The sequence below is a fragment of the Cohaesibacter sp. CAU 1516 genome (assembly GCF_005771485.1).
In the GTDB taxonomy this organism is placed as follows: Bacteria; Pseudomonadota; Alphaproteobacteria; order Rhizobiales; family Cohaesibacteraceae; genus Cohaesibacter; species Cohaesibacter intestini.
In genome coordinates this window covers 1121125-1146552 of record NZ_VANT01000001.1, presented here as the reverse complement: position 1 = coordinate 1146552, position 25428 = coordinate 1121125, and the positions used below count along the sequence as shown (strand labels likewise).

The 25428-nt window shown below is 56.4% G+C and carries 22 protein-coding genes; 10 read left to right on the top strand and 12 right to left on the bottom strand.

The features are described from left to right. The first annotated feature begins 120 nt into the window (after window positions 1-120). From trpD to glp, 4 genes are all read left to right on the top strand, one after another. A complete protein-coding gene (trpD, locus tag FDK21_RS05265; RefSeq protein ID WP_114008814.1) occupies window positions 121-1137 on the top strand; it encodes an anthranilate phosphoribosyltransferase in 1017 nt (338 codons plus the stop codon). 66 nt (window positions 1138-1203) lie between these two features. Beyond that, window positions 1204-2001, top strand: coding sequence for an indole-3-glycerol phosphate synthase TrpC (trpC, locus tag FDK21_RS05260; RefSeq protein WP_114008815.1), 798 nt, complete (start codon window positions 1204-1206; stop codon window positions 1999-2001). 36 nt (window positions 2002-2037) lie between these two features. Continuing rightward, the gene (moaC, locus tag FDK21_RS05255) at window positions 2038-2523 is read left to right on the top strand and encodes a cyclic pyranopterin monophosphate synthase MoaC (protein ID WP_114008816.1); all 486 of its coding nucleotides are present in this window, start codon (window positions 2038-2040) and stop codon (window positions 2521-2523) included. A 43-nt stretch (window positions 2524-2566) separates the two neighbouring features. Further along, a complete protein-coding gene (gene glp / locus FDK21_RS05250; RefSeq protein WP_138147709.1) occupies window positions 2567-3769 on the top strand; it encodes a gephyrin-like molybdotransferase Glp in 1203 nt (400 codons plus the stop codon). Window positions 3770-3844: 75 nt separating this feature from the next. Here the strand turns inward: glp and FDK21_RS05245 are convergent, their stop codons facing one another. The 6 genes from FDK21_RS05245 to FDK21_RS05220 form a co-directional block, all read right to left on the bottom strand. Then, a complete protein-coding gene (locus FDK21_RS05245) occupies window positions 3845-4675 on the bottom strand; it encodes a ferredoxin--NADP reductase (RefSeq protein ID WP_114008819.1) in 831 nt (276 codons plus the stop codon). Window positions 4676-5059: 384 nt separating this feature from the next. Further along, a complete protein-coding gene (locus tag FDK21_RS05240; protein ID WP_210238673.1) occupies window positions 5060-5596 on the bottom strand; it encodes a DUF934 domain-containing protein in 537 nt (178 codons plus the stop codon). 17 nt (window positions 5597-5613) lie between these two features. Next, the gene (locus FDK21_RS05235; RefSeq protein ID WP_171021950.1) at window positions 5614-6321 is read right to left on the bottom strand and encodes a phosphoadenylyl-sulfate reductase; all 708 of its coding nucleotides are present in this window, start codon (window positions 6319-6321) and stop codon (window positions 5614-5616) included. A 7-nt stretch (window positions 6322-6328) separates the two neighbouring features. Further along, complete coding sequence (locus FDK21_RS05230) at window positions 6329-7999, bottom strand: nitrite/sulfite reductase (protein ID WP_138147707.1); 1671 nt, start codon at window positions 7997-7999, stop codon at window positions 6329-6331. Window positions 8000-8062: 63 nt separating this feature from the next. Beyond that, the gene (locus FDK21_RS20575) at window positions 8063-8362 is read right to left on the bottom strand and encodes a DUF2849 domain-containing protein (RefSeq protein ID WP_157967589.1); all 300 of its coding nucleotides are present in this window, start codon (window positions 8360-8362) and stop codon (window positions 8063-8065) included. Window positions 8363-8683: 321 nt separating this feature from the next. Beyond that, on the bottom strand, window positions 8684-11569 hold the full coding sequence (locus FDK21_RS05220) for a peptidoglycan-binding domain-containing protein (protein WP_171021949.1): 2886 nt from the start codon (window positions 11567-11569) through the stop codon (window positions 8684-8686). Between the two features lie 466 nt (window positions 11570-12035). Here FDK21_RS05220 and FDK21_RS05215 point away from each other — a divergent pair, with 466 nt between their 5' ends. From FDK21_RS05215 to lexA, 4 genes are all read left to right on the top strand, one after another. Beyond that, window positions 12036-12236 (top strand): curli assembly protein CsgF, encoded by a 201-nt coding sequence (locus FDK21_RS05215; protein ID WP_246657488.1) that lies wholly within the window; start codon window positions 12036-12038, stop codon window positions 12234-12236. Between the two features lie 92 nt (window positions 12237-12328). Continuing rightward, window positions 12329-13009, top strand: coding sequence for an SH3 domain-containing protein (locus FDK21_RS05210; protein ID WP_138147704.1), 681 nt, complete (start codon window positions 12329-12331; stop codon window positions 13007-13009). A 134-nt stretch (window positions 13010-13143) separates the two neighbouring features. Continuing rightward, window positions 13144-13836 carry an adenosylcobinamide amidohydrolase gene (locus FDK21_RS05205; protein ID WP_246657487.1) on the top strand — a complete coding sequence of 231 codons (693 nt, stop codon included), beginning with the start codon at window positions 13144-13146 and terminating at the stop codon, window positions 13834-13836. A 177-nt stretch (window positions 13837-14013) separates the two neighbouring features. After that, window positions 14014-14727 (top strand): transcriptional repressor LexA, encoded by a 714-nt coding sequence (gene lexA, locus FDK21_RS05200; RefSeq protein WP_114008841.1) that lies wholly within the window; start codon window positions 14014-14016, stop codon window positions 14725-14727. Window positions 14728-14919: 192 nt separating this feature from the next. On the opposite strand, the gene FDK21_RS05195 is transcribed toward lexA, so the two are convergent. Next, complete coding sequence (locus FDK21_RS05195; protein WP_138147703.1) at window positions 14920-17448, bottom strand: ComEC/Rec2 family competence protein; 2529 nt, start codon at window positions 17446-17448, stop codon at window positions 14920-14922. A 159-nt stretch (window positions 17449-17607) separates the two neighbouring features. On the opposite strand from FDK21_RS05195, the gene gltX reads away from it, so the two are divergent. Together gltX and gltA are read left to right on the top strand one after the other, a co-directional pair. Then, window positions 17608-19029 (top strand): glutamate--tRNA ligase, encoded by a 1422-nt coding sequence (gltX, locus tag FDK21_RS05190; RefSeq protein WP_138147702.1) that lies wholly within the window; start codon window positions 17608-17610, stop codon window positions 19027-19029. Window positions 19030-19458: 429 nt separating this feature from the next. Beyond that, complete coding sequence (gltA, locus tag FDK21_RS05185; RefSeq protein WP_114008845.1) at window positions 19459-20748, top strand: citrate synthase; 1290 nt, start codon at window positions 19459-19461, stop codon at window positions 20746-20748. 122 nt (window positions 20749-20870) lie between these two features. Here the strand turns inward: gltA and lpxB are convergent, their stop codons facing one another. The 5 genes from lpxB to lpxD form a co-directional block, all read right to left on the bottom strand. Next, entirely contained in the window at window positions 20871-22025 is a 1155-nt protein-coding gene (lpxB, locus tag FDK21_RS05180; protein WP_348639237.1) for a lipid-A-disaccharide synthase, read from the bottom strand. Between the two features lie 50 nt (window positions 22026-22075). After that, window positions 22076-22945, bottom strand: a complete 870-nt coding sequence (lpxI, locus tag FDK21_RS05175; RefSeq protein WP_114008847.1) for a UDP-2,3-diacylglucosamine diphosphatase LpxI — start codon at window positions 22943-22945, stop codon at window positions 22076-22078. A 2-nt stretch (window positions 22946-22947) separates the two neighbouring features. After that, window positions 22948-23745 (bottom strand): acyl-ACP--UDP-N-acetylglucosamine O-acyltransferase, encoded by a 798-nt coding sequence (lpxA, locus tag FDK21_RS05170; RefSeq protein ID WP_114008849.1) that lies wholly within the window; start codon window positions 23743-23745, stop codon window positions 22948-22950. Further along, on the bottom strand, window positions 23745-24212 hold the full coding sequence (gene fabZ / locus FDK21_RS05165) for a 3-hydroxyacyl-ACP dehydratase FabZ (RefSeq protein ID WP_114008850.1): 468 nt from the start codon (window positions 24210-24212) through the stop codon (window positions 23745-23747). Before fabZ ends, lpxA begins: the two co-directional genes overlap by 1 nt. A 132-nt stretch (window positions 24213-24344) precedes the next feature. Further along, window positions 24345-25385, bottom strand: a complete 1041-nt coding sequence (lpxD, locus tag FDK21_RS05160; protein ID WP_138147701.1) for a UDP-3-O-(3-hydroxymyristoyl)glucosamine N-acyltransferase — start codon at window positions 25383-25385, stop codon at window positions 24345-24347. Between the last annotated feature and the right edge of the window lie 43 nt (window positions 25386-25428).

The following is a 25428-nucleotide window of genomic DNA, read 5'->3' as shown; positions in this document are numbered from 1 at the left end:
GTTCGGGACATCATACATGGTGCCCCGAACAGCCCCTCCAACAAAAAGGCCACTCTTATAAAAAGGCCGACCAAAGCAATCATATTGACGGCATCAGACCGGACGTTTCTGGAGAGCATTATGGATGAATTGAAGCCTTTTCTGGCGCACGTTGCCGACGGCAAGAGCCTCAGCCGCGAACAGGCCGTAGAGGCCTTTGACATCTTGATGAGTGGCAAGGCCACCCCGTCCCAGATAGGCGCCTTCTTGATGGCTCTGCGCGTCCGTGGAGAAACCGTCGACGAAATCACCGGTGCAGTCTTCGAGATGCGCAACAAGATGACGCGTGTCACGGCTCCCGCTGATGCGGTGGACATTGTCGGCACCGGTGGCACCGGCACCAAGACCTACAACATCTCGACCTGTGCCGCGATGATCATGGCCGGTGGTGGCGTGTCAGTCGCCAAGCATGGCAACAAGGCCCTGTCCTCTCTGTCCGGCTCAGGCGATGTGCTGACCAGTCTTGGCGTCAATCTCGCTCAGGATCCGGACGGCGTTGCCCGCTGCATTGAGGAAGCAGGCATCGGTTTCATGTTTGCCCCGAACCACCATTCCGCCATGCGGTTTGTCGGCCCGACCCGCGTTGAAATGGGCGTCCGCACCATATTCAATCTGCTCGGCCCTCTCTCCAACCCGGCAGGCGTCAAGCGTCAGCTGATCGGTGTCTTTGATCCCCATTGGCAGATCCACTTTGCCGAAACCCTGAAGGCTCTCGGCTCGGACTTCATCTGGGTGGTTTATGGTGCGGGTGGTTTGGATGAAATCTCGACCCTTGGCGAAACCAAGATCACGCAGTTGAAAGACGGCACCATATCTGAATTCATCATCGCACCGGAGGATGTCGGCATCAAACGGGCGACGATCGAGGATATTCGCGGTGGCACCGGCGATGACAATGCCAAGGCTCTGATGGCCTTGCTCGAAGGCGAAAAGGGCCCTTATCGCGACATCGTCCAGATGAATGCCGCCGCAGGTCTCTTGATCGCTGGCAAAACGGATAGCTATGCCGACGGTATTGAGCTGGCCGCAGAAATCATCGACAGCGGCAAGGCTCTGGCTGCGCTCAACAAGCTGGTGGACGTCTCCAATCGCGACTGATTGCGAAGATCCAATCGCAACCGACCAGACCCCAAAGTCATACAGATACAGGCTGAGACACGCTCCATGGCTGACATTCTCAAGAAGATCGAACTTTACAAGCGCGAGGAAATTGCCGCTGCCAAGGCTGTGGCAACGCTTGATGACCTCAAGGCACAGATTGCCGGTCAGGCCCCGGTGCGCGGCTTTTACAATGCGCTGAAAGCCAAAGTTGATGCGGGCCTCTATGCGCTGATTGCCGAGGTGAAGAAAGCAAGCCCGTCCAAAGGCCTGATCCGGGCCGATTTTGATCCGCCAAAGCTCGCCAAAGCCTATGAAGATGGCGGTGCGGCCTGTCTGTCCGTGCTCACCGATACGCCCAGCTTTCAGGGCCATCCCGACTTTCTGGTGGCGGCTCGCAATGCGGTTTCCCTGCCTGCTCTGCGCAAGGATTTCCTCTATGAACCCTATCAGGTCTATGAGGCCCGCGCATGGGGCGCAGACTGCATTCTGATCATCATGGCATCTGTCACCAATGAGGAAGCCAAGGCATTGGAAGAAACCGCCTTTGCACTGGGCATGGATGTGTTGATCGAAGTCCACAACGCCGAAGAGCTGGACCGCGCTTTGGAGCATCTGACCTCACCGCTGCTTGGCATCAACAACCGCAATCTCAAGACCTTTGAGACCAGCCTGCAAACCTCAATCGACCTTGCGCCACGGGTGCCGGACGACAAATTGCTGGTTGGTGAAAGCGGCCTCTTCACGCCAGACGATCTCGCCATGCTGGCCAGCAAGGCCCGGATCGAGACATTCCTGATCGGCGAAAGCCTGATGCGTCAGGATGATGTGACCAAAGCGACCCGCGATTTGCTGGCCCGCTAGGGTTTGAGGCAGCTTGACTGACGGGAGGATCACCATATGAGCGAAGCCAAACTGACCCATATCGACGAGAGCGGTGCCGCCCATATGGTCGATGTCTCGGACAAGGTGCCGACAAGCCGGATTGCCATTGCCTCGGGCCAGATCCGCATGAAGCGCGAGACCCTTGACCTGATCACCTCGGGCCAAGCCAAGAAAGGCGACGTGCTGGCCACCGCGCGCATCGCCGGCATCATGGCCGCCAAACGAACCCATGAGCTGATCCCGCTCTGTCACCCTTTGGCCCTGTCCAAAGTGTCTGTGGAGTTTGAAACCATTGAAGACCTGCCGGGCATTCGCGTCACCGCGATGGCCAAGCTGACCGGACAAACCGGCGTCGAAATGGAAGCCCTCACGGCGGCCTCCATCGCCTGCCTGACCATTTATGACATGGCCAAGGCTGCAGACAAGGGTATGGTGATCGACGCGGTGCGTTTGCTTGAAAAGACTGGCGGCAAATCCGGTCCATGGCAGGCTGCATCCTAAGCCAGATACGCGATAAGAAAGCACCATCATTGGGAGGCTCATTATGTCCTTGATGCCGGTTGAAGAAGCCCAGAAGCGCCTGCTTGCATCCATTCCCACGCCCGGCACGCAAGACGTGGTCTTGGCGGAAGCCTATGGGCGCATTTTGGCCGAAGATCTCGCAGCCCATCGCGACCAGCCGCCTTTTGCAGCCTCCGCGATGGATGGCTATGCGGTCCGCTCCGCCAACATCAAGGATCTGCCAACCAAGCTGCAAGTGGTCGGCGAAGTACCGGCAGGCACCCTCTTCCCCGACAGTCTACACAATTGGGAAGCGGTGCGCATATTCACCGGCGCCCCGGTGCCTGAAGGCGCGAATGCCATCCTTATTCAGGAAAATGCCGAGCGCGATGGTGCCTTTGTCATGGCTTTGGAAGCGGTCACTGAAGGGCAATATATTCGCCCCGCTGGCATGGACTTCAAACGCGGCGACGTGTTGATCAGGGCTGGCACCAGACTGACCGCGGGCAATCTGGCACTTGCTGCAGCCATGAACCGCCCCAGTGTCAAAGTCCGCATGCGTCCCAAGGTGGCGATCCTCGCCACAGGTGATGAACTGATATTGCCGGGGGAAAATCCACGCCCGGAACAGATCGTCGCCTCCAATACATTTGGCGTCGCAGCTTTGGCCCGCGAGGCTGGAGCCGACATTCTTGATCTGGGACTGGTCGGTGATGACAAGACAGCGATCGCAGCCAAGGTGGAAGAAGCCCGCGCTGCCGGGGCCGATATCTTGGTGACCAGTGGAGGCGCGTCTGTCGGGGACCATGATCTGGTGCAAGATGCGCTGACAGAGGCAGGCATGACGCTTGATTTCTGGCGCATTGCCATGCGGCCGGGCAAACCCTTGATGGCAGGCAAACTGGACGCCATGCAGGTGATCGGTCTGCCCGGCAATCCGGTTTCGGCCATGGTCTGCGCACTCCTGTTTATCTGCCCACTGGTGCGCGCGATACAGGGCGATACCGATCCGCTGCTGGTCGAAACAGCCGCTTTGGGCGGCCCGGTTGCCGCCAACGACAAGCGCCAGAGTTATCTGCGCGCCAGCCTCAGCCGCAATGCTCAAGGTGGCCTGATTGCCACGCCGTTCACCGGTCAGGATAGCGCCATGCTGGCAGGCTTTGCCCGCGCCGATTGCCTGCTGATCCGCCCGCCCCATGCGGCAGCCATGGACGCAGGCGCATCCTGCCAGATCATCCGGCTTTAAAAATCATCATGTGAAACGAAAAAAGGCTGCCCCATTGATGAGACAGCCTTTTTTCAATCACGATCAGCACGACATCTAGTCGACGAAAGCGCGTTCAACCACAAAGGTTGCCGGACGCGCATTGGAGCCTTCCTCCAGACCAAAATCTTCAAGCACTTTCTTGGTGTCATTGAGCATCGCCATCGAGCCGCAAATCATGCCACGGTCGGTTTCCGGATTGATCGGCGGTACACCGAGATCCTCAAACAGCTTGCCCGATGTCATCAGGTCGGTGATGCGACCCATACGGGGAAACTCCTCGCGGGTAACCGAGTTGTAGAGAACCAGCTTCTCAGCCGCAAACTCACCGATCAGCGGATCGCTCTTGCACAGCTCAAACAGCTCTTCGCCATATTTCAGCTCGTCAATCTCGCGGCAGGTATGGGTCAGGATCACCTGATCGAATTTCTCATAGGTTTCCGGATCGCGCATCAGCGAGGCGAAAGGCGCAATGCCCGTGCCGGTCGAGAACATGTAAAGACGCTTACCCGGAATCAACGCATCATTGACCAGCGTACCAGTCGGCTTCTTGCGCATCAGGATGGTGTCGCCGGGCTGGATCTTTTGCAGATGCTCGGTCAGCGGGCCATCCGGCACCTTGATTGAATAGAATTCCACTTCCTCATCCCAGGACGGGCTGGCGATGGAATAGGCACGGAAAACGGGACGCTCGGCATTCGGCAGGCCAATCATCACGAACTCGCCGGAGCGGAACCGGAAGGATGCCGGACGGGTAATCCGGAACTTGAACAGACGATCCGTATAATGTTCGACTTCGGTCACCGTTTCGGCAAAGACATTGGCCGGAATCGGAAAGACCGATTTGCTCGCAGCAAGGGCTTCAACGGCCTCGGCTTGTTGCGTCATAACAAACTCCTCTTGTCATTCTCTAACCAGTCCAGCAGCTTTTTCTTCAAGCGCTTCATCTACTGGCCGTGGGTGTTCTAAAAATGCAAGCACTGTCAGCGAGCGCGCGTCCTCTCGAACAAGATGATCCCACCTCATTCCAACACGACGACAACAGCCTTTGCCCTGTCTATGGTCAGGTGACCGCAAAAACCTTGATCTTTATCACCCGACCTCATTGTCTGGTGAAAAAGTTCATGAAAGCTTCATATATTCAAAAGCAATCAAAGGTGGCAAGCGACCATTGGTCACAGGGCCCATCCGCAGAACTGCGATGGAGGTCCGGTGCCCTGATATCGTTTTGGCGGGCAAAGTGCAACTAGCCTTATCGCCGCCGAAGGAAAATCAGCTCCTTCTTTGGCGCAGCCAAGTCCGGCTGGCAATTGGCGCGTCACCCTCATGGGCGGTCGGCTGGTAATAGTTGGTCACTTCAGGCCACTCACCCCGTTCGAGGCCAGCCCTCACCTTGTCACTGGTAATCAGGAAGCTGTCGACGCCACAACGCTCAAGAAACGGCATCTGGTCGAGGATAAAATGCCCCACCGCACGGATTTCACCCTTGTAGCCATAGCGCTCCTTGAGCAACCTGGCTGAGGAAAATCCGCGCCCATCGGAAAAGGCCGGAAAGGAGATAGCAATCAGCGCAATGCCATCGAGATAAGGGGCCAGAGCCTCAACATCATCGCCGGGCTCGACACAAACCCCGAAACATTGCGGCAGGTTGGCCCGCAACTCAAGCAACCGAATGGCTTCGGCAAAGGTCAGAATGGGACGATCGACATCTACAGGCGACTGGTCGCCTTCCAACATCTGCCATTTGTTTTCATGAAACGCCCGGTCCTTGTAAAGAGGCGCTCTGTGCTGGTTGTTTTTCGCAGTCATAGTCAGTCCTCTTACCATCAGATATGCAATCCGCACTCGGTCTTGTCGGAACCCTTCCAACGGCCGGCACGCGCATCTTCGCCGTCTTCTACCGGGCTGGTGCAAGGGGCGCAACCAATCGACAGATAGCCCCGTGGCACAAGTGGATGACCCGGCAGGCTATGCGCCTTGATATAAGCTGCTACATCCTTCGGACCCCAGGAGGCCAGAGGATTGACTTTCATCTTGTCGCCATCAAGCTCGAACACATTCAGATCTGCCCGATCATTGGTCTGGAAGCGTTTCCGTCCGGTGATCCAGCCTGAATAGTTTCTCATCACACGGGCCAATGGCACGGTTTTGCGCAGATCACAGCAGGCATCCTGACTGGTGATCCAAAGCGCCCCTCTTGGGTCTTTTTCCTTCAGATCATCCGGGTCCGGTGTTACCGCCTGCAAGTTGGTCAGTCCGAAATGCTCTTTCAACTGATCGCGATAATGCAGCGTGTCATAGAAATGCTTGCCCGTATCGATGAAAAGAACCGGATAGGACGGATCTATCTCGGCAATCATGTGCAACAGAACAACCGAGTCCGCACCAAAGGAAGAAACCAGAGGCACTTGCGCTCTGCCGCCATGCCCCGCCAGCCAGCGCAACACTGCTTGCGGTGCCTCGGAGCCGAAGGCCTCGTTCAGGCTGTCGACACCCGCCTGATCGGGCACTTGAAACTGTTTGCTCTCACTCATAAGCCCCTCACGCTGCTTTCTGGTCGCTTGGATAAAGCGCTTCTTTGAAAGGCTTTGGTCCGACCCGACGATAGGCATCGATGAAACGCTCGTCGTCCGACAGGCGCAGCCCGATATAGGTATCAATCACGGCCTCGATGGCATCAGTCAGTTCGGCAGCCGGGAAACCACGGCCAAGGATGGCACCAATCGAGGTATGCTCGTCCGACGATCCGCCAAGGGTGATCTGGTAAAGCTCTTCGCCCTTGCGATCGACACCAAGAATGCCGATATGGCCCACATGGTGGTGACCACAGGCATTGATGCAGCCCGAGATATTCAGTTTCAGATCGCCAATCTGCTTCTGGCGTTCAATGGCACCAAGACGCTCGGAAATATCCTGTGCGATCGGGATCGAACGGGCATTGGCCAGAGCGCAATAGTCTAGCCCCGGGCAAGCGATGATGTCGGTCACCAACCCGACATTGGCCTCGGCCAGATCCACCGTCACCAGCGCCTGATAGATGGCATAGAGATCTTCCTTCGCCACATGGGGCAGAACCAGATTCTGGGCGTGACTGACCCGCACTTCGTCATAGCCAAATTGGCTGGCGAGATCGGCCACCAAATGCATTTGTTCCGCAGTCGCATCCCCCGGCACGCCACCGACGGGCTTCAAGGAGACCGTGACGCTGACATGGTCAGACACCTTGTGGCCGTGAGTATTCTGGCTCACCCACTGGGAAAAGCCGGCATCCCGCGCCCGCGTCTCGGCCAGCTTGGCCGCACCGGCTGACGCATCGCGCAGCTTCGGCATGGCGAAATAGGCATCAATCCGCTCAATCTCTTCCTTGGGGATATCGAGGAAGGTCGACTTCACATGGGCATATTCCGCTTCGATATCGGCCTGCAACTGCTCCAGACCCGTCTCGTGGACGAGGATCTTGATGCGAGCCTTGTATTTGTTGTCGCGACGGCCATAGAGATTATAGACGCGCAGAACGGCTTCGAGATAGCTCAGGATATCCTGCTCGGCGACACCTTCGGCCACAAGCTTGGCAATCATCGGGGTACGCCCCTGCCCGCCACCGACATAGACGTCAAAGCCAACGCCGCCATCGGCCAATTGCACCAGCTGCAAGCCAATGTCATGAACACGGATTGCCGCACGGTCCTGTTTGGCTCCATTGATGGCGATCTTGAATTTACGCGGAAGGAAGCTGAACTCCGGATGCAGGCTCGACCACTGGCGAATAATTTCCGCATAGACCCGTGGGTCAGCCACTTCATCATGGGCCGCACCGGCAAAGTGATCCGTCGTCACGTTGCGGATACAGTTGCCTGATGTCTGGATCGCATGCATGTCCACTTCAGCCAGATCCTGTAAGATATCCGGCGTATCAGACAGCGACGGCCAGTTATATTGAACATTCTGTCGGGTGGTGAAATGCGCATAGCCACGGTCATATTTGGTTGCGACATCGGCCAGGCGATGCAGCTGACGGCTATCGAGTGAGCCATAGGGAATGGCAACGCGCAGCATATAGGCATGGAGCTGGAGATACAGGCCATTCATCAGGCGCAAGGGCTTGAACTCATCTTCGGTCAGCTCACCGGAAACGCGGCGTTCAACCTGGCTGCGAAACTGCGCCACACGCTGGTTTACAAAGGCGGCATCGAATTCGTCATAACGATACATGGTCTGGTCCTTGACTTGAAAATCCGTTAGGCGGCAATAGTGCGGCTTGCCCTATATGGTCACTCAGTCCGCAGCCGTCGAAAATTGGCGCTCGAGAGGAATGGCATCAAAAGGCTGAATGGTTGGTCCGTCCGACCGGATACGCTCCCGCAGCCGGTCTGCCACAACGTGGCCATTGTCCTGTTTGCTTACCGGGATGACATCAAGACTGACAATCATATCGCTCTGCTCACCAAGCACGGTCTGAGCCTCATCGCTCGTGTCATAAAGCCGCGCGCCCTGAAGATCCTCGACCCAGTGATGCGCTGCCGCCAGATACACGACTATGCCGTCAAGCAATCTATTGCCCGTTACAACAAACATGCTGTTTCTTCCCAATGGTATGGCAGCCGGACAAGCGGCGCCCAAATACGGTAAAAAGGGGTATTGAGTATCCCCTGCTGTCATTGTTGAACGAGATTTAATGGCTTTCCCACGCAGCAACAATGAAGAGACATGCGAAAGGCGAAAGCGATTTACCCACGCGGGCAAAGATCGAACGCCGTGCTACAGCAGACAGTCGGGATAAGATTTTATTCTATTCCCCCACACCACGAAAAAAGGCTTCCCGGCACGATGCGCCAGTGGGAAGCCTTTTTCCTCTCTATCGATTCTGCCAAGCAGGCAGAGCCTTGTCCTTGAAGCTTATTGCCGCAACAATGGAACAACGTTGCGTGGATTGATCTGATCGCGCAATGGGCGCAAGCTCACACATCCCCGTCCCGGCAAGAATCTTGCGCCGGGTTTACAGGCACAGGAGGTCCGCGATGTCTTGCGCATATTGGGATAGCGGCAAACGCACTTCTCGCCCCGCTTGATGGCCGTTGTTCCATCACAGCGCGGTGGCTGCGGCACGACCACCTTCTGACAGCCACGACCGGGCACAAACTTCAAGCCCGGCAGACAGCGACATGCGGTGTTTGACGTTTTCGCCATGAAGGGATAGCGACAATCGCAACGGTTGTTGCGCAACACTGTCGTACGGGCATCACAGCGTGGGGGCCGAGGTCGATCCAACCGCACACATCCCCGGCCCGGACGCAACTTGGTTCCACGCGGGCAGGCACAAGCCACCGGCGACCGGCGCACCATATTGTCATAGCGGCAAAGGCAGGCCTTGCCCCGTTGAATGGTCGTCGCCTGATCACAAGCAACCGGTTGTGGCCTTGGCCGATCTACGCACCCTCGTCCCGGTACAAGGCGACTGCCGCGCGGGCAGACACATTGGGTCGGCGAGATCTTGCGCATGCCATCATAGCGGCAGGAACAACGGTTGCCCCGCGGCCGGGTTGAGCGCAAATTACAATCCGGCAATGGCACCACAATCGGTGGATCAAAAACCTCTGGTGGCTCAACGACTGGCGGAGGAGGCAGAGGAACACCCTGAAGCGGTACATCCACACAGGACTGCCTTGAGCGATCCCCAATCGGCGTTCCGGCATTGGCAAACAACGCTGGTGACAAGTCGCCTGTAACAGCCATTCCCAGCAAAGCCTGCAATTCTTCAAGGCCTCGCCGCGTGTTCGGTCCCATCCGGCCATCCACCCCACCGGAGCGGATACCATTGGCTTCGATCAGCATCTGAGCTGCCGTCACTTGCTGAACCGGTGTCTGGCCCACACCCAAGAGAGCACAATTGTCAAACCGGCGATCTCGCGGTGGGGCTGCCAGACGCATATCAAGGGTCAGGCGATGGGTTTCCCCCGCCTCAATCCGGATTCTATCCGTAAGGCAAAGGACCGACGCGCCAATCACCCGAGAACAATGCCAGTCTCGCCCACGCGACACCCGTACATCAATCACATCGGTGCCAGAGAAGCTGTCGGTGACCATCAGACTGTCCGTATAGGCCCGATCGCCGCGGTTGGTCACCGCGATCGAGAAGGCACAGCGATAGGCGCGGTTTGCGCGATCAAGTGAACAATCACTAATGCTGCGCTTCAGAATGCTCAGCTCAGGTGGTGCAGGCTGGTCGGGCAGCGGGATGACCGGCGGTTCCTCTTCCCTCTGTTCGGGCTGCTCTTCTGGTGGCTGATATCCGATGCCCTGACAACCATAGATTTCCACATCCCCGACCAAACCACTGTCACTGCGATCGGGATAGGCGCCGTCATAATCGATGAAATGGCTCTTCCATGGCGGGCTATTCTCTTGCCGGGACAAATCGAATGGCTGCGCTTGCACCCCATCAATCCGCATCGCACCACCGTCTTTCAGGCGCTCATCCAGATTGGGCGCAAAGCGCAGACGTTCACCACTGCTCCAGAGCACATTCTGGCAGGCATCTGCGTCCATCTTGCCGTTTGCGTCATAGTCGGGCCCCAGCGCCACACCACCGGTGCCATTGCTATACTGACTGGCAAAGCCGATGGCATAGGGTTCGGGCTGAGCCCGCCAGCTGTCATCACGCTCTTTGACGAAGCGCAGCACCTCAGCCCGCCGCGCCTTGGTCACCTTGGAAAAATCGAACGAGCCGACACGCTCCCCACGCTGGGCAAGGATCATCGAACCATCAGGCCCAAAAGCAATATCAGTAATCTCAAGCGGAGGAACTCCGTCCGGCAGGATCAGTTCTTTGCGGGCATCAAACAGGAAGCCGCCATCACCGGGCGCAATACCAACCGACCAGATCTCCGGCCCGTCAGCCACGGCATAAAAGAGCCGCCCCTCATGGGCAGCCAAGCCCCAGACCCGTCGTTCTGCAGGGGCGAAGTGCCAACTCTCCGGATCCTCAACATCAAAGCTGGGATCACGAATATCAAGACGCGCCGTGCCTTCATGGGAGACCTTCGGCAGCCCGGCCAGAGACCGCGCTGTGGTTCCGTGGTCAAAGGCCTCGAGCACATTGCCATCCATATCAAGGCGGAAAATCATCCCCGTTTCCAGATCGGAGACGAAAAGTTGCTGGCTCTGTTTGTCAAAGGCAATATTGCCAAGGGCAGGCCCAGCATTGGCTTTGCCCGCCAGCTTGATCGAGGCAAACAGCGAGACTTCTCCGCTCACGCCATCCACTTTCCAGACGCTGCCCGGCGCATTGTCCGGGTTCGGTCCAAACAGCCCTTCCATAAAACGGGCATCAGCTCGCCCGGTCAGCAGCTTGTCTTCCTGCCCGTCTCCATTCTGGTCCGCACCGGAGATCGGAAGACCATAAGCTGACGTCGCCGTCAGATAAAGGCTGGGCGCCTCTGCGTCATCCAGTGCTATACCGAAAATCTGCCCGACCGCTCCGGCTGGAATTGTGACATAAGCGGGTCGTTTGGCTTCTTTGCCTTCAAACGCCCCCAAACCATCAACCGGAAAGACGGAGACCGAGGCTCCTTCGAGATTGATAAAGCCGTCCCCGCTTTCATTGGTGCCCGAAAAGCCAGACATCACAAGGCTCGGCCCCTTGAGAAATCTGTCATTTCCTGCCAACTGGCTGCCTTGAGTCCCAACCGTCACGGTTAAATCTTCGGGCACAGCGACCGGATCACGCGCCTTTGCTCCGGTGGAAACGATCGTCATGCCGAGAAGGAATGACGCAAGTGTCATCCAGCGCGACGCTCTATAGCAACTGATAATACACATTCGATATTGCTCCCCTCATCAGGCATCCTCACAACTGGTCAAACCAGCCCTGCCTGTTTGCGCTCCGAACAAGCGAAATATTGCCCCGGATCGCACCACACGCACGCATTGTACCATTCGATAGAGGCAGAATGAGGCAGCAAGCCAGAAAAAGACAAACTCTGGCAGTCATCCACCGCAAGTAGGCTAGTTTTGGCCTTTTCATGCGCTCCAGACCGTCAACCGTTGCAAGAAAATCACGCCCTAACCACAATCTGTAATTTATTAGATTGACTAGATACAACCAGTACACTAACAATCCTTTCAGTTGTATACAAAATTTAATTCAACTTATACGAATTACGCCTCATCAGGCCAGACTTAAGTGACCAATGACAGGCAATTCCAGAGCGGACTGCCATCCAGAGTGTCATTGACCGGGGGAAAAACAGTGAAAAGACTTTTCGTTCTTGTCGGCATTCTCGCCGCAACTGGCCCCGTCGGGGCCGCCGAACTGACCTACACGCCGGTCAACCCATCCTTCGGGGGCAACGCGTTGAACTCATCACACCTAATTTCAACCGCCAATGCCCAACGCACGGCGACTGCAACACCACGACCATCACCCAATCGGGTTACTCCAACGACCTGAACAGCGTCACGCAAACCAACACCGGCGATGATGACAACAGCATCACCGCAACGATCATTGGTGGCAACAATGGCTCGACCTATATTGGCGGTGTGAGAGAAACGCTCGACGGCTATGCAGCGAATGTGGGGGTTACCAACGGCGAGCTCATTCAGAACGGCACCGGCAACACGATTGAGCTGAATGTCAATGGCGAAGGGCAGTGTATTTTGTCTTTCTCAGCCACAGGGCAAGACGCGCTCTATCCCATCAAGCCGCAAAACTGCATCAATCAGTTGGCAAGCATTCGCGGCTGGACGCTGAAAAACAATCAGTTGATCTTCGTTGACGACAAAAAACTCCCTCTGGCAGCGGTAGGTGGCAACCAACAGCGCATTTCCGGAAGGTTCCTGCAAAGTGGAATGCCCCTCATTCTGGAAAAGGCAGCTTTGGCACAACAGGTCACAGCCTCCAGAAAGGCTATTCGCTGTTCCTATCTCGGCTATGGCCAAACCTGCGCCAAACCGCGACAATTCGCCCCCCCAGCGATGGGCACCGACGGAACAGCCGACATCAAGGCACTGGTCAATCTCAACGTCCGCAGCGAGCCCCGCAACAATGCCACGGTCAAAGCAGTCCTCAAACCGGAGAGTTGTGTCAAGGCAACCTTCTGCAGTCTCGCTTCTGACGGTCTTTGGTGTCGCATCAAACTCAATGATGGCATCGGTTGGATCAAGAAACAGGCCGTCAGGCAGAAGCAATGGCCGATCCTGACCTTCGTCAATGGCTGCTGACAGGCCGGGCAGCACCTTTGAGCCAATCGACGGGCGCAATCGAGTCATCTAAGAAGGGGAAATAAGGCAATCCGGGTAAACATACTTGCTTCTCGGTCGAGCCGACCGTCCCTTTCATAGATGATTGACGCCCCGTGACAAATCCAGCCTCTCCCCTTGCTTCCATCACACTCGCCTGCCCTTGGCTGACGATCCAGTTTTCCCGCACCATGCGTGTGTTGAGTTGGGCCATCGACCGCCCCGGCCTTGTCGAGGCCGACCGTATCCTGTGGCGAGAAGTCAAGAACCATGATCTGCCGGTTGACCTGGACGTGCGCACATGGCTGCAGCATGAGCAGGACAAAAACGGTTTCACCAATGCAGTCACGATGCTCACCTCACGCAGCATCACTCGATATGAGATTGCGTCTGCAGAAGTGGACGAGGTATCAGCGCTGTGTGTCGCAACCGTCGGTTTGTCGAACGCAGAACGGATCGGCGTGCGGGTTGATCATCAGGACAAGGACTGGGGTACCATCAACATTGCCGTGCTGCTTAGCGAAGGCCTGACCGAAGCCGCCATGCTCGAAGCCAGTTCGATTGCCACCCAAGCCCGGACAGCGGCCATTTGCGACGCGCACTATGCGATCCCGACCGGCCTTGCGACAGGCACAGGAACGGATTGCATCGCCATTGCCGCCCCCATCGGCGACACTTGCTTTGCCGGCCTTCATACGGCCATTGGCGAAGCCATCGGCAAGTCTGTCTATGACGCAATCGCCAAGGCTGTTGCCGACTGGATTATGGAAAATGATCCCGCCAACAAAGGCACAAAGGCTGTGTCCTGACTGGCACCCTCCCACCTTGAACAGCAGCGCAAGGCAAGAAACCGCGGTTACATGCGACGAATGCAGAATTTCCCCTTGCGGAACACAGAGGGAACAGATATGGTTTGTTCGTGATTTGTGCCACAGATGTCTCGCTTGATTCTCAGCCGGGCATTTTGCTTCAGACAGGAGACAGCAATGCTTACGCGAAAACAGCATGAACTTCTGATGTTCATCAACGAGCGCATCAAGGAAACCGGCGTTCCTCCTTCCTTCGACGAAATGAAAGATGCCCTCGATCTGCGTTCCAAATCCGGCATTCATCGCCTGATCACGGCGCTGGAAGAAAGAGGCTTCATCCGCCGCCTGCCCAACCGCGCTCGCGCACTCGAAGTGCTCAAGCTGCCAGAAGCGAACAGCCCTACTCTTCATTCCGCCACCCGTGGTTTCTCACCCTCCGTCGTAGAGGGCGGTTTGGGCAAGAAGAAAACCCCTCCCGCCAGCAAACCGGTTGCCGACGAACAAAGCAGCGGCGTCTCTGTCCCTGTCATGGGCCGCATTGCTGCCGGTGTTCCCATTTCCGCAATCCAGCATCAGTCTCACACCATTTCCGTGCCTGTTGACATGCTGCGCGGTGGCGAGCATTTCGCGCTTGAGGTGCGCGGCGATTCCATGATCGAAGCGGGCATTCTTGATGGCGATACCGTCGTGATCAAGAAGTCCGACGATGCGGTCTCCGGAGATATCGTTGTCGCACTTGTTGATGATGAAGAGGCAACCTTGAAGCGCCTGCGCAAGAAAGGCGGCTCCATCGCACTGGAGGCAGCAAACCCGGCCTATGAAACCCGGATATTCGGACCGGATCGTGTTCGGGTGCAGGGCAAGCTTGTTGGCCTAATGCGTCAATACTAATCGCGGCTGGTTCGATCGCCTCAAAGCAATCAACACAATAGGCCACCCAAATCCTTTGGCGAGCCCAGTTTGGGAGGCCAAAGGCCCGCAGGGCATCACGGTGTCTAATTCGATATCGCGGTTGCTGAATGCCACCGTTGATCAAGACACCTATGGCGCGATGACCAAGTAAGCGTCATTGCCAAATATGTGTCATTGCCAAGGGCGACGCCCCGCGATGAAGGATGCAACTTCGTGCAGCTCCCAGTGATGGCTTGCCGCAGTGCCATCATAAGTCGTTATTGGCCGTCTCGCTGCTGTATCCTTGGCGTTCGACACAGAGCTTTTGCCGCTTTTGTCCACGACAGGTCTTGCAATCTGCTCAAACCAGACAAAACGGCCCCCCCCCTCTGCCAACTCATCCGGTCCAATGCGATGGCGAGGTCCCGCACATGCGGCAGGAATAGGTAGCTTCGAGACGATGATGTCGTGCGTGGCACACTCTTCGTCAAAGGCAGACGCCTTGCGCACCAGACCAATCGAAAGCGCTGTCGGACGACCATCCGCCCGATGGAGACCAGCAGCAAAACAAGCAAGCCGGTCACATCCCGCCTTGGGCACCTTGCCCTCTTCCTCATGGCGTGTTGTCACACGCACAGCAGCGCGTAGCCCTGAAGTATTCCGTTCGCCTTCGGCATGAGGGTCGTCTTCTGCTCGGTTTGCGGCCAGCAAGCGGGCATCACCGTCAAAATGCAACAAAGAGGCAAAATCAATCGTGACGCGTTTCGAGCCGATCTGATGCCATCTCTGGTCTGTGCCTCGATAGGCCACCCTTGTGCCATTGCCAGAAATCCAGAGATCGGCAGGCACGACCAGATGCCAGACCAGCAGAGCGGCCCCAATCGGAGCAAGCGCCAGCCAAGCAAGCCCACCACGGTGGATGGCATAGGCCGCAATCGCCAGTACAAACAGCCACAAGACCATACCCTGCCCACTGACCACCAACAGCTGTTCATCTGTATGCTCGGCAATCCAACGCGCAGATGCAATCACCCGCTCCAGTCCCCAGCCGACCAGAGGCAATGTCAGCGCCTGCAACCCAACGGGCACCAGTGCGACGGAAACCAGCCCAAACGGCATGACAATCAGACTGATGATCGGCATCACCATCAAGTTGGCAATCAGGCCCAGGGGAGCCATCTGCTGGAAATGGGCAATGGAAAAGGGCAACACAGCGACACCCGCAATCAGGGAAGTTGCGCCGATTCCGCCGATCCAGCGCACCGCCGTGCGTATCAGCGCCATCCAGTGCAGGCCGGACGCGTGATATTGCGTTCCCCTGTCTTCCTGCTTTACCCGATAAGCAATGCGCATCACCCGTATTCGGTCATAGGAGGCGATCAGTGCAGCGGTGGCAGCAAAGGACATTTGCATGCCCGCCTCAACCATTGAATAGGGCTGAAAGAGGATCACCGCAATCAGGGCCAATGCCAGATTATGCAGGGTCAGTGCCGGACGCCCCAATATGATTGCGATCAGAAAAATCGCCATCATCAGAAAAGCCCGGATCGTCGCAACCGACCCACCCGACAGAACCAGATAGCTTGCAGCACAAATAAGGGCGATGGCCGCAGCCCATTGTCGGATCGGATATGACAAGGCCAAATGCGGCACCAAGGCAAACAGGGCCCGCACGCCCCAAAAGATCGACATGGAAACAAGCGCCATATGCAGCCCTGAAATGGCAAGTATATGCGCCAGACCACTCTGCCTGAGAGCTTCTTTCACATCACTGGCCAGATAGTCTCGCTTGCCGACTGCCAATGCTATGGCAAGGCCTCCGGCCTCCCCTTCTATCCGCTCCAAAATCTGCGTGGCGATCGCACTTCTCTTGCTTTCGATCCCGTGCCGCGCCCCATCCCACCATGCCACAACACCCGTATCCTGCGCCTTTGGCAGCCGCTCAATCTTGCGCCCCATATAGCCTTGCCCGCCGATCGAACGCGCCCAGAGATAGCGGGCATAATCAAAGGCACCGGGATAGGAAGGCCGTTGCAGCGGCTGCAATCTGGCCCATAACCGGATCCGCTCCCCCACCGCAAAACGCTCCCCCAACGCCTTGCGCACCAGCAGCAGACGCTGTGGCAACGGATCGGTTCCAATCCGGTCAATCGTCTCCACGCGGAGTGTCCAGCGTTCATCTTTGCGACCGTTCCGCTGCCGATAGTCGATATGATCAATCACCCCTGTGATCGCGCTGGATAGCTCTCTCTGCAAGACTGGGGTGGCCGCAAACTGCCCGTGATAACTGGCAACAGACAGGCCGGACAGCGCTGAGATGGCCAGCAGAAGAACAAAATCCACCAGCCCCTTTCTGGCCCGCCGCCATCCCCATAGAGCGCTTGCCAGCATCAAAGTTACCACAATCATGAAACTGGGCTCATCCGGCAGCGAGTAATAGGCCCCGGCACCAAACGCCATCGCCAGTGTGCACCAAAGAAAGCGGGCATTCCGGCACGCGCAATCGTCCCGCCAGCTTGCCGCCAGCTGCAGGCCTAGCGCCTCTATCATCAGATAGAGCCGCATCCAGATCCCGACAGTTGACAGAGAAGACGAAACGCGCATGTTGCCCACCGCTGCCCGCTGTTCAAGCGGCATCTCAGGCGTCAGCAGGTCCTCGAACTTCCCTTCAGACGACAGGACAGCCCTCTTTTCCCCTTTTTCCGCGCTTCCGGCACCCATGAGGCCTTTCACCCCGATATCAAGCTGTGTTAGATCCTTGGCAAATCACAATGCCGGTGACCGAACCCTTCCGGTTGATGCGCCCTCTTCTTCGCGGCGTCACAACCAACCTCAACCACCGGTTTACCTTATCCCGAATGACAGGTTATTGATAGCATTATGTGTTCTGAGGTTGTAACGCGCTTCGCACCATCGCCCACCGGGTATCTGCATATCGGCGGCGCCCGCACCGCTTTGTTCAACTGGCTGTTTGCCAAGGCCAACGGCGGCAAGATGCTGCTGCGCATTGAAGACACCGACCGTGAACGGTCCACTGACGCTGCCATTGACGCGATCATTGCCGGCATGGACTGGATGGGCCTGTCGCCCGAAGGCGAGCCGATCTCGCAATATTCCCGTGTTGAGCGTCACCGCGAAATCGTTGAGCAGCTGCTGGCAGAGGGCAAGGCCTATCGCTGCTATTGCTCGCCTGATGAGCTGACCGAGATGCGGGAAAAGGCGCGCGCCGAAAAACGCCCACCGCGCTATGATGGCACCTGGCGCGACCGCGACCCGTCCGAAGCCCCCAAAGGGATCAAGCCAGCCATTCGCATCAAGGCACCGCTCGAAGGCGAAACCGTCATTGAAGACAAAGTGCAAGGCACCGTTCGTTTCCCCAACAAGGACCTTGATGACATGATCATCATGCGTTCAGACGGCAATCCGACATACAATCTGGCCGTCGTTGTTGACGATCATGATATGGGCATCACCCACATCATCCGTGGCGATGATCACCTGACCAACGCCGCCCGCCAGACACTCGTTTATCAGGCGCTTGGCTGGCACACGCCAATCATGGCGCATATTCCGCTGATCCATGGCCCCGACGGTGCCAAACTTTCCAAACGTCACGGCGCACTGGGTGTTGAAGCCTATCGCGATATGGGCTACCTGCCTGAAGGCATGCGCAACTATCTTGTGCGCCTTGGCTGGGCTCATGGTGACGATGAAGTCATGACCACCGAACAAATGATTGAATGGTTCGGCTTTGACGGCATGAACAAGGCGGCGGCCCGGTTCGACTTTAAGAAGCTGGAAAATCTCAACGGCATCCATATGCGCAATGCCGATGATGCCGCCCTTTACGATCAGTTGATTGGCTTGTTGCCGCATCTCGAAGACGGTCAGGCCATGCTCGACCTGATTGATGAGGCCAAGAAGAGCCAGATCATGATGGCCATGCCAAGTGTCAAGGAGCGGGCCAAAACTCTGCTTGATCTGAAAGCGGGCCTCGCTTTCCTGTTCGACACGCGTCCGCTGGCAATGGAAGAGAAGGCCGCCAAGCTGCTGACCGATGAAGCCAAGGCGATGTTGGGCGATCTGCTGCCACGACTCGATGGCCTTGAAGAATGGAGCCTTGAAAGCACCGACGCCGTTGTTCGCGCCTTTGCGGAAGCCAAAGAGCTCAAACTTGGCAAAGTTGCTCAGCCCTTGCGGGCAGCTTTGACTGGCCGGTCCACCTCGCCGGGTATTTTTGATGTGCTGGTTGTGCTGGGCAAGGAAGAGTCTGTGGCTCGCCTGAAGGACCAGACTGCCTGACATCACGAACAATTGTGCACCACTATTTGCAGGGCCGGGCTTCATGCCGCGGCCCTGCTTTCATATATAGGAAGCACAAATGATAATGTTCTAGGCAAAAGCCCTCCAAAAGTTGATTCCCGGAGCCAAGTGCCCGTCCCATTTCAGATTTTGGAAACGGGAAAAAAACTTTACCAACTCACATTCTCTATCAGAATGTAACAATGCCTTACAAAATAGAGATCATACTATGGTAGAATAAACTACTGAAATTTATGAATTTTTCCCAATTCTCCGCAATAACACGCATGGAACAGACCTTGCAGATCAGGGAAAAATCATATACCGAAAGCACAGTTCCTTTGTTGCCTCGGAGGGTCAGCTGCGCCCAGACGCACCCTTTCATTCCGATTGCAACAGAAATTGTTTTCTAAATTTGGGAGTAGCCGAATGAGTGACAACAAAGCAACATTGAACGTTGGCGATAAGAGCTGGGAATTCCCAATCCATAGCGGGACCATTGGCCCGGATGTAATCGACGTTTCCAAGCTCTATGCCCAAACTGGCATGTTCACCTATGATCCAGGCTTCACATCGACAGCCTCTTGTGAATCCGAGATCACCTATATTGATGGCGACAAAGGCATCTTGCTGTATCGTGGCTATCCAATTGAACAGCTTGCTGAACAGGGCGACTTCTTGGAGACCTGCTTCCTGCTGCTGTATGGCCACCTGCCAACGGCGGCTGAAAAGCTCGACTTTGACACCCGTGTGACCCGTCACACCATGGTGCACGAGCAGATGAGCAAATTCTACACCGGTTTCCGCCGTGACTCGCACCCGATGGCCATTCTCGTTGGCGTGATTGGCGCTCTGTCGGCCTTCTATCACGACTCCACCGACATCACCGATCCGCATCACCGCATGGTTGCCTCCCTGCGCATGATTGCCAAGGTGCCGACCCTTGCTGCCATGGCTTACAAATACACCATTGGTCAGCCATTCGTATATCCGCGCAACGATCTGGACTATGCAGCCAACTTCCTGCATATGTGCTTCTCCGTGCCAGCCGAGCAATATAACGTGAATCCGGTTCTGGCCCGCGCCATGGACCGCATCTTCACGCTGCATGCGGACCATGAGCAGAATGCTTCCACCTCCACCGTTCGCTTGGCCGGTTCTTCCGGTGCCAACCCGTTCGGTTGTATCGCTGCCGGTATCGCCTGTCTCTGGGGTCCTGCCCATGGTGGCGCCAACGAAGCAGCGCTGAACATGCTGCACGAAATCGGCACCCCTGATCGCGTGGACGAGTTTGTCCGTCGCGCCAAGGACAAGGACGATCCGTTCCGCCTGATGGGCTTTGGTCACCGCGTTTACAAAAACTACGACCCACGCGCCCGCATCATGCAGAGCACCTGTCACGAAGTGCTCAATGAACTTGGCATCAAGGACGATCCGACCCTCGAAGTCGCGATGGCTCTGGAAAAAATCGCTCTCAATGATGAATATTTCATCGAGAAGAAACTCTATCCAAACATCGACTTCTATTCCGGCATCACCCTGCGCGCCCTTGGCTTCCCTGCAGAGATGTTCACCGTGCTTTTCGCTCTGGCCCGTACCGTTGGCTGGATTGCACAGTGGAAAGAAATGGTCGAAGATCCATCCCAGCGCATCGGTCGCCCACGTCAGCTCTTCTCTGGCGCAACGGCACGCGACTACGAGGCCATCGACAAGCGCTAAGAACGCTTATGCATCAACGGAAAAGGCTCCCATTCGGGAGCCTTTTTTGTATCCACTGCCATGCAACAGGACTGACCTATTTGGCACCCAAGTGGTTGAAAAACCGGATGCAAACCGTTGATCTATTTGGCAAGATGGTCCAGCACAATCCGCGCCACCTGTCCGCTCGGCGTGCCTTCGGGCAATTGCATACGCTCATCCAGCAGCTGCAAGGCGGCCATTTGAGCTGCCCGCTCCTGGCTGTCGGACAACAGCGGGAGCAGATGCGCCGCCAGCGTGTCCGCATTGGCATCCTCATCCAGAAATTCCGGAATCGCATTGTGGCCAAGCACCAGATTGGTCAGCACGAAGGAATGGGCCTTGAACAGAAATTTGAGCTTCCCCATAAGCCAATCGACTTTATAGGCCACAACCATCGGAATGCCTGCGAGCCCCAGCTCCAGCGTCACGGTGCCAGAGGCGGCCAAAGCTGCATGCGCCTGACGGAAGGCCGCGAACTTCGCCGCTTCTCCCTCCACGATCTCTGGCGCAACGGTCCAGTCTTGCAACCCCTCATCAATCAGACTGCGCAAATGACTGACCGCAGGCAAGATCACCCGTAGATTGGGATGCTGCGCCTTGGCTTGTGCCACCACAGCCCCGAATTCAACCATCAGGCGACTCACCTCACTGCGCCTTGATCCCGGCAGCACCAGCAACACCGGCGCGTCCAGCGGCCCTCTCTCGCCCTCAGACGGCCGCAACACATCCAGCCGTTCAATCAGAGGATGGCCAACATAGGAACAGGCGGGTCCACCAAGATCCTTATGGGCTTGCACTTCGAACGGCAGCAGAGCCAGCACATGGTCGACATAACGGGCCATTTTTTTGGCGCGTCCCGGGCGCCAGGCCCAGACACTGGGAGATACATAATTGACAATTGGCAAATCCGGACGCTGTTTGCGCACGCGTTTTGCAACGGCATGGGTAAATTCCGGACTGTCAATGATCAACAAAAGGTCCGGCTTGGTTGCCAGAATATCGGCAACCACCTCCATGCCACGTCGGTGCAATGCAGGATATTGCTTGATGATGTTGACCAGACCCATGACCGCGATGTCTTGCAGCGGAAACAGGCTTTTGAGCCCTTCGGCCTGCATGCGTTCACCAGCCAGCCCGGCAAAGGCAATCTGCCCCCCAGTGGCTGACTTGAGCGCCAAGACCGCACGCGCCCCAAGCTGGTCGCCGGACTCTTCACCGATCACGATATAGATGAGTGGTCTATTTTGCTCTGCCACGGCTTCCTCCTTCATCACCTGTTTGATGGTTACGAAAGACAATCAACCAATCACAGGCAAATGTCATCCAACCGACGAGATTGCAGGATCAGCCCCGAAGCAACGGCTTTCTGCACAGTTTCCTGTCGATTGGCACACAAGACCTGACCAGCGGCGCAAATGATCCCCGCCAGACCGGCCCGCTTCACATTCTCAACCGTGCGCGGGCCAATTGTGGGCATATCGAACCGCAGATCCTGCCCCGGTCGTGCCCGCTTCAACAACAGGCCTTCCTTGCCGAAATTCCAGCGAGCCCGCTTCTGCTCACGGATCTGAAACACCCGTTCCAGCATCTGGTCGGTGCCCTCAGGCCCTTCCAACGCGAGGATACGTCCGCCAGCCACGACCACTCCTTGCCCGGCATCAAGCGCACCGGTCAAAATAGCGGCCTCTGATGCCAGCTCGATATCGACTTCCATTTCATAGGATTTGACGGCCCCAACGCATAAGTCGTCGCCCACTACCAGAGACGGCGCAACATCGGGCACAGCCATCAGACGCAAGCCGCGGCGTTCAACGAAATTGGCGACCCCCGCCAACACACCCTCATCACCGCCACCAGCCATAATCTTGAGTATCTCAGGCAGCGCCTTCACGGCACCAAAATCGAGACGCACGGACTTGAAATCCGGGCGCGAGGTAATTGAACCGATAAACAGCACATCACGGATCTGCATTTGCTCAAGCAGTTTGAACAAGCGCCCGATCTCACCCCATTTGAGCCATGTATGGGGATGGCCGGAAATCCGGTCATCCGCCTCACCCACCAAACCAAACAGGAAATAGTCACGGCCCGAATTTTTCAGGGCCGCGGCCACCTCGAGCGGAAGATCATGACCGCCGGCAATGATGCCCACCGGCCCATCACCAGGCATTGTCATGGCTAGTCTTTTTGGTTGCGTGGCGTGCAAAGCGCCTTCTTGGTATCTGCGCGAATGAAGTCGATGATTTTCATCACATTTTCATCCTCGGCGAACATGTTAGCCACGTCATCGACCCGCTCGCTGAGTGTGCCTTCATCGGCGAATAGCAAGCGATAGGCGTGACGCAGATTGTGGATCTGCTCACGGCTGAATCCGCGACGCTTCAACCCGACAATGTTCAACCCGCCCAAATGGGCCCGGTTGCCAATGGCCGAACCAAATGGAATGAGATCATTCTCAAGACCGGACATGCCGCCAACGAAGGAATGTTCACCCACACGCGCAAACTGGATCACTGCAGACATGCCCGCGACAATCGCATGGTCACCAACCTGTACATGGCCAGCCAATGTTGCATGATTGACCAGAATGACATGATCACCAACAACGCAGTCATGGGCGATATGCGCGCCGACCATCAGATGGCAGAAATCACCCACACGGGTCATGCCACCGCCACCCTGGGTGCCCGGATTGATGGTCACATATTCACGAATATTGACATTGTCACCAATGACACATCCAACATCTTCCCCTTCAAACTTCAGGTCCTGCGGCTTCAGGCCCACAGCAGCGAAAGGAAAGATCTCCACATTCTTGCCAATTGTCGTGTTGCCATCGACAACGACATGAGAATGCAGCTTGCCCCCTGACCCGATCGTTACATCTGCGCCAATAACGCAATATGGGCCAATTTCGATATCATCGGCGAGCGTCGCACCCTCGGCAATGATGGCAGTTGGATGTATTGTTGCCATTAGTTATCTTCATTTCCTACGAGCATGGCGCTCACTTCGGCTTCGCAAACCTTGACGCCATCAACCTGGGCTTCGCACGCGAATTTCCAGATGGTGGCCCGATTGCGGATCTTTTTGACGTGAATATGCACCACATCACCGGGCACGACCGGCTTGCGGAACTTGCATTTGTCGATCGTCATGAAATAGACGACGCTTGGCGGGCCCATTTCCTTGCGATTGTTGACGCAAAGGGCACCAGCCGTCTGGGCCATCGCCTCAATCAGCAACACGCCTGGCATGACCGGCTGATTGGGAAAATGGCCTTTGAAATGTGGCTCGTTGATGGTGACATTCTTGATGCCGACACAGCTATCATCGCCGTCCATATCGATGATCTTGTCAATCATCAGGAAGGGATATCTGTGTGGCAGAAGTTCCATGACGCGCATGATATCTGCGCTATCAAGGGTCTTTTTTTCAGTCATGTTATCTTCCCTTCAGCACCCACATCCCGTCCAGATGGCCTGGCCCCTTACCAAGCAGTGCCGATTTTCAGTCTTATACAACAAAGATCAACCATGCCACCAATTTGGCGACCAACAAGCGATCCGAAGCGATCAGTTGCCCTTTTCAGCGAGCTTTTTCAAGGCCGCCATTTCGCGGAACCATTGCTTGACCGGTTTGGCCGGAACACCACCAAAGCGGCCCCCCGCAGGTACATCTTCGCGCACCACACTGACCGCGGCGATCTGGGCGCCCATGCCAATTGTGATATGACCGGCAACACCGGACTGACCGCCGATCGCAACGAAATCTTCCAGTCGTGTAGACCCGGAGATCCCCACTTGTGACACAAGAACACAATGCCTGCCAACTTCTACATTGTGGCCAATCTGCACCTGATTGTCGATCTTGGTGCCTTCACCGATGATCGTATCGCGATTGGCTCCACGGTCGATGGTGCTGTTGGCGCCGACTTCGACGTGATCCTGAATGATCACACGACCGACCTGAGGCACTTTCTTGTGGCCCATCGGGCTCATGGAAAAACCAAACCCATCCTGACCACAGCAGACACCGGGATGAAGGATAACATGATCCCCGACCAGAGAATGCTGAATCACGGCATTGGCGCCGATATGACAATTCCGACCAATGCGCACGCCCTGCCCGATCACCGCATTGGCACCAAGCGTCGTACCGCTTCCAATCTCGGCACCTGCCCCCACATTGGCACCCGGCTCAATGCAAACACCCTTTTCAACCTTGGCTGTCGGATGAATATGCGCCGCCTGAGAAATGCCTCCATCGCTCTCAAAATAGGGCAGAGGCTTTATCGCCTCCGGATAGAAGGCCGTAGAGACAATGGAAAAGGCGTCATATGGATTGCCGACAACCAGCGCGACAACCCCTTCGGGCACTTTTGGCGCATAGCGCTTGCTGCACAAGACGGCCGTTGCCTGGGTTGATTCCAGTAAAGGCAGATATTTCGGATTGTCGAGAAAAGAGATCTGCCCGCCAAGCGCCGTTTCAATCGGTGCAACCGCATGAATAGCCTCAGACGCATCAACGCCTTCAGGCAACTGAGCAGACACAAGTTCGGCGATCTCGCCAAGCTTCAGGCTCTCTACTTTATTGAAAAAGGTTGGTTCAGTCATGATTGCCTTCATAAAAAAAGCCGCCGCCCGAATGAGCAGCGGC

Excerpts from the sequence above, each read along its gene's own strand:
- FDK21_RS05235 (WP_171021950.1), bottom strand. The coding sequence starts at position 6,321 with ATGAGTGAGAGCAAACAGTTTCAAGTGCCCGATCAGGCGGGTGTCGAC.
- fabZ (WP_114008850.1), bottom strand. The coding sequence starts at position 24,212 with ATGACTGAAAAAAAGACCCTTGATAGCGCAGATATCATGCGCGTCATG.
- lpxI (WP_114008847.1), bottom strand. The coding sequence starts at position 22,945 with ATGACAATGCCTGGTGATGGGCCGGTGGGCATCATTGCCGGCGGTCAT.
- lpxA (WP_114008849.1), bottom strand. The coding sequence starts at position 23,745 with ATGGCAACAATACATCCAACTGCCATCATTGCCGAGGGTGCGACGCTC.
- glp (WP_138147709.1), top strand. The coding sequence starts at position 2,567 with ATGTCCTTGATGCCGGTTGAAGAAGCCCAGAAGCGCCTGCTTGCATCC.
- FDK21_RS05230 (WP_138147707.1), bottom strand. The coding sequence starts at position 7,999 with ATGTATCGTTATGACGAATTCGATGCCGCCTTTGTAAACCAGCGTGTG.
- FDK21_RS20575 (WP_157967589.1), bottom strand. The coding sequence starts at position 8,362 with ATGTTTGTTGTAACGGGCAATAGATTGCTTGACGGCATAGTCGTGTAT.
- moaC (WP_114008816.1), top strand. The coding sequence starts at position 2,038 with ATGAGCGAAGCCAAACTGACCCATATCGACGAGAGCGGTGCCGCCCAT.
- trpD (WP_114008814.1), top strand. The coding sequence starts at position 121 with ATGGATGAATTGAAGCCTTTTCTGGCGCACGTTGCCGACGGCAAGAGC.
- FDK21_RS05240 (WP_210238673.1), bottom strand. The coding sequence starts at position 5,596 with ATGACTGCGAAAAACAACCAGCACAGAGCGCCTCTTTACAAGGACCGG.
- trpC (WP_114008815.1), top strand. The coding sequence starts at position 1,204 with ATGGCTGACATTCTCAAGAAGATCGAACTTTACAAGCGCGAGGAAATT.
- lpxD (WP_138147701.1), bottom strand. The coding sequence starts at position 25,385 with ATGACTGAACCAACCTTTTTCAATAAAGTAGAGAGCCTGAAGCTTGGC.
- FDK21_RS05195 (WP_138147703.1), bottom strand. The coding sequence starts at position 17,448 with ATGGGTGCCGGAAGCGCGGAAAAAGGGGAAAAGAGGGCTGTCCTGTCG.
- gltX (WP_138147702.1), top strand. The coding sequence starts at position 17,608 with ATGTGTTCTGAGGTTGTAACGCGCTTCGCACCATCGCCCACCGGGTAT.
- FDK21_RS05220 (WP_171021949.1), bottom strand. The coding sequence starts at position 11,569 with ATGACACTTGCGTCATTCCTTCTCGGCATGACGATCGTTTCCACCGGA.
- FDK21_RS05245 (WP_114008819.1), bottom strand. The coding sequence starts at position 4,675 with ATGACGCAACAAGCCGAGGCCGTTGAAGCCCTTGCTGCGAGCAAATCG.
- gltA (WP_114008845.1), top strand. The coding sequence starts at position 19,459 with ATGAGTGACAACAAAGCAACATTGAACGTTGGCGATAAGAGCTGGGAA.
- lexA (WP_114008841.1), top strand. The coding sequence starts at position 14,014 with ATGCTTACGCGAAAACAGCATGAACTTCTGATGTTCATCAACGAGCGC.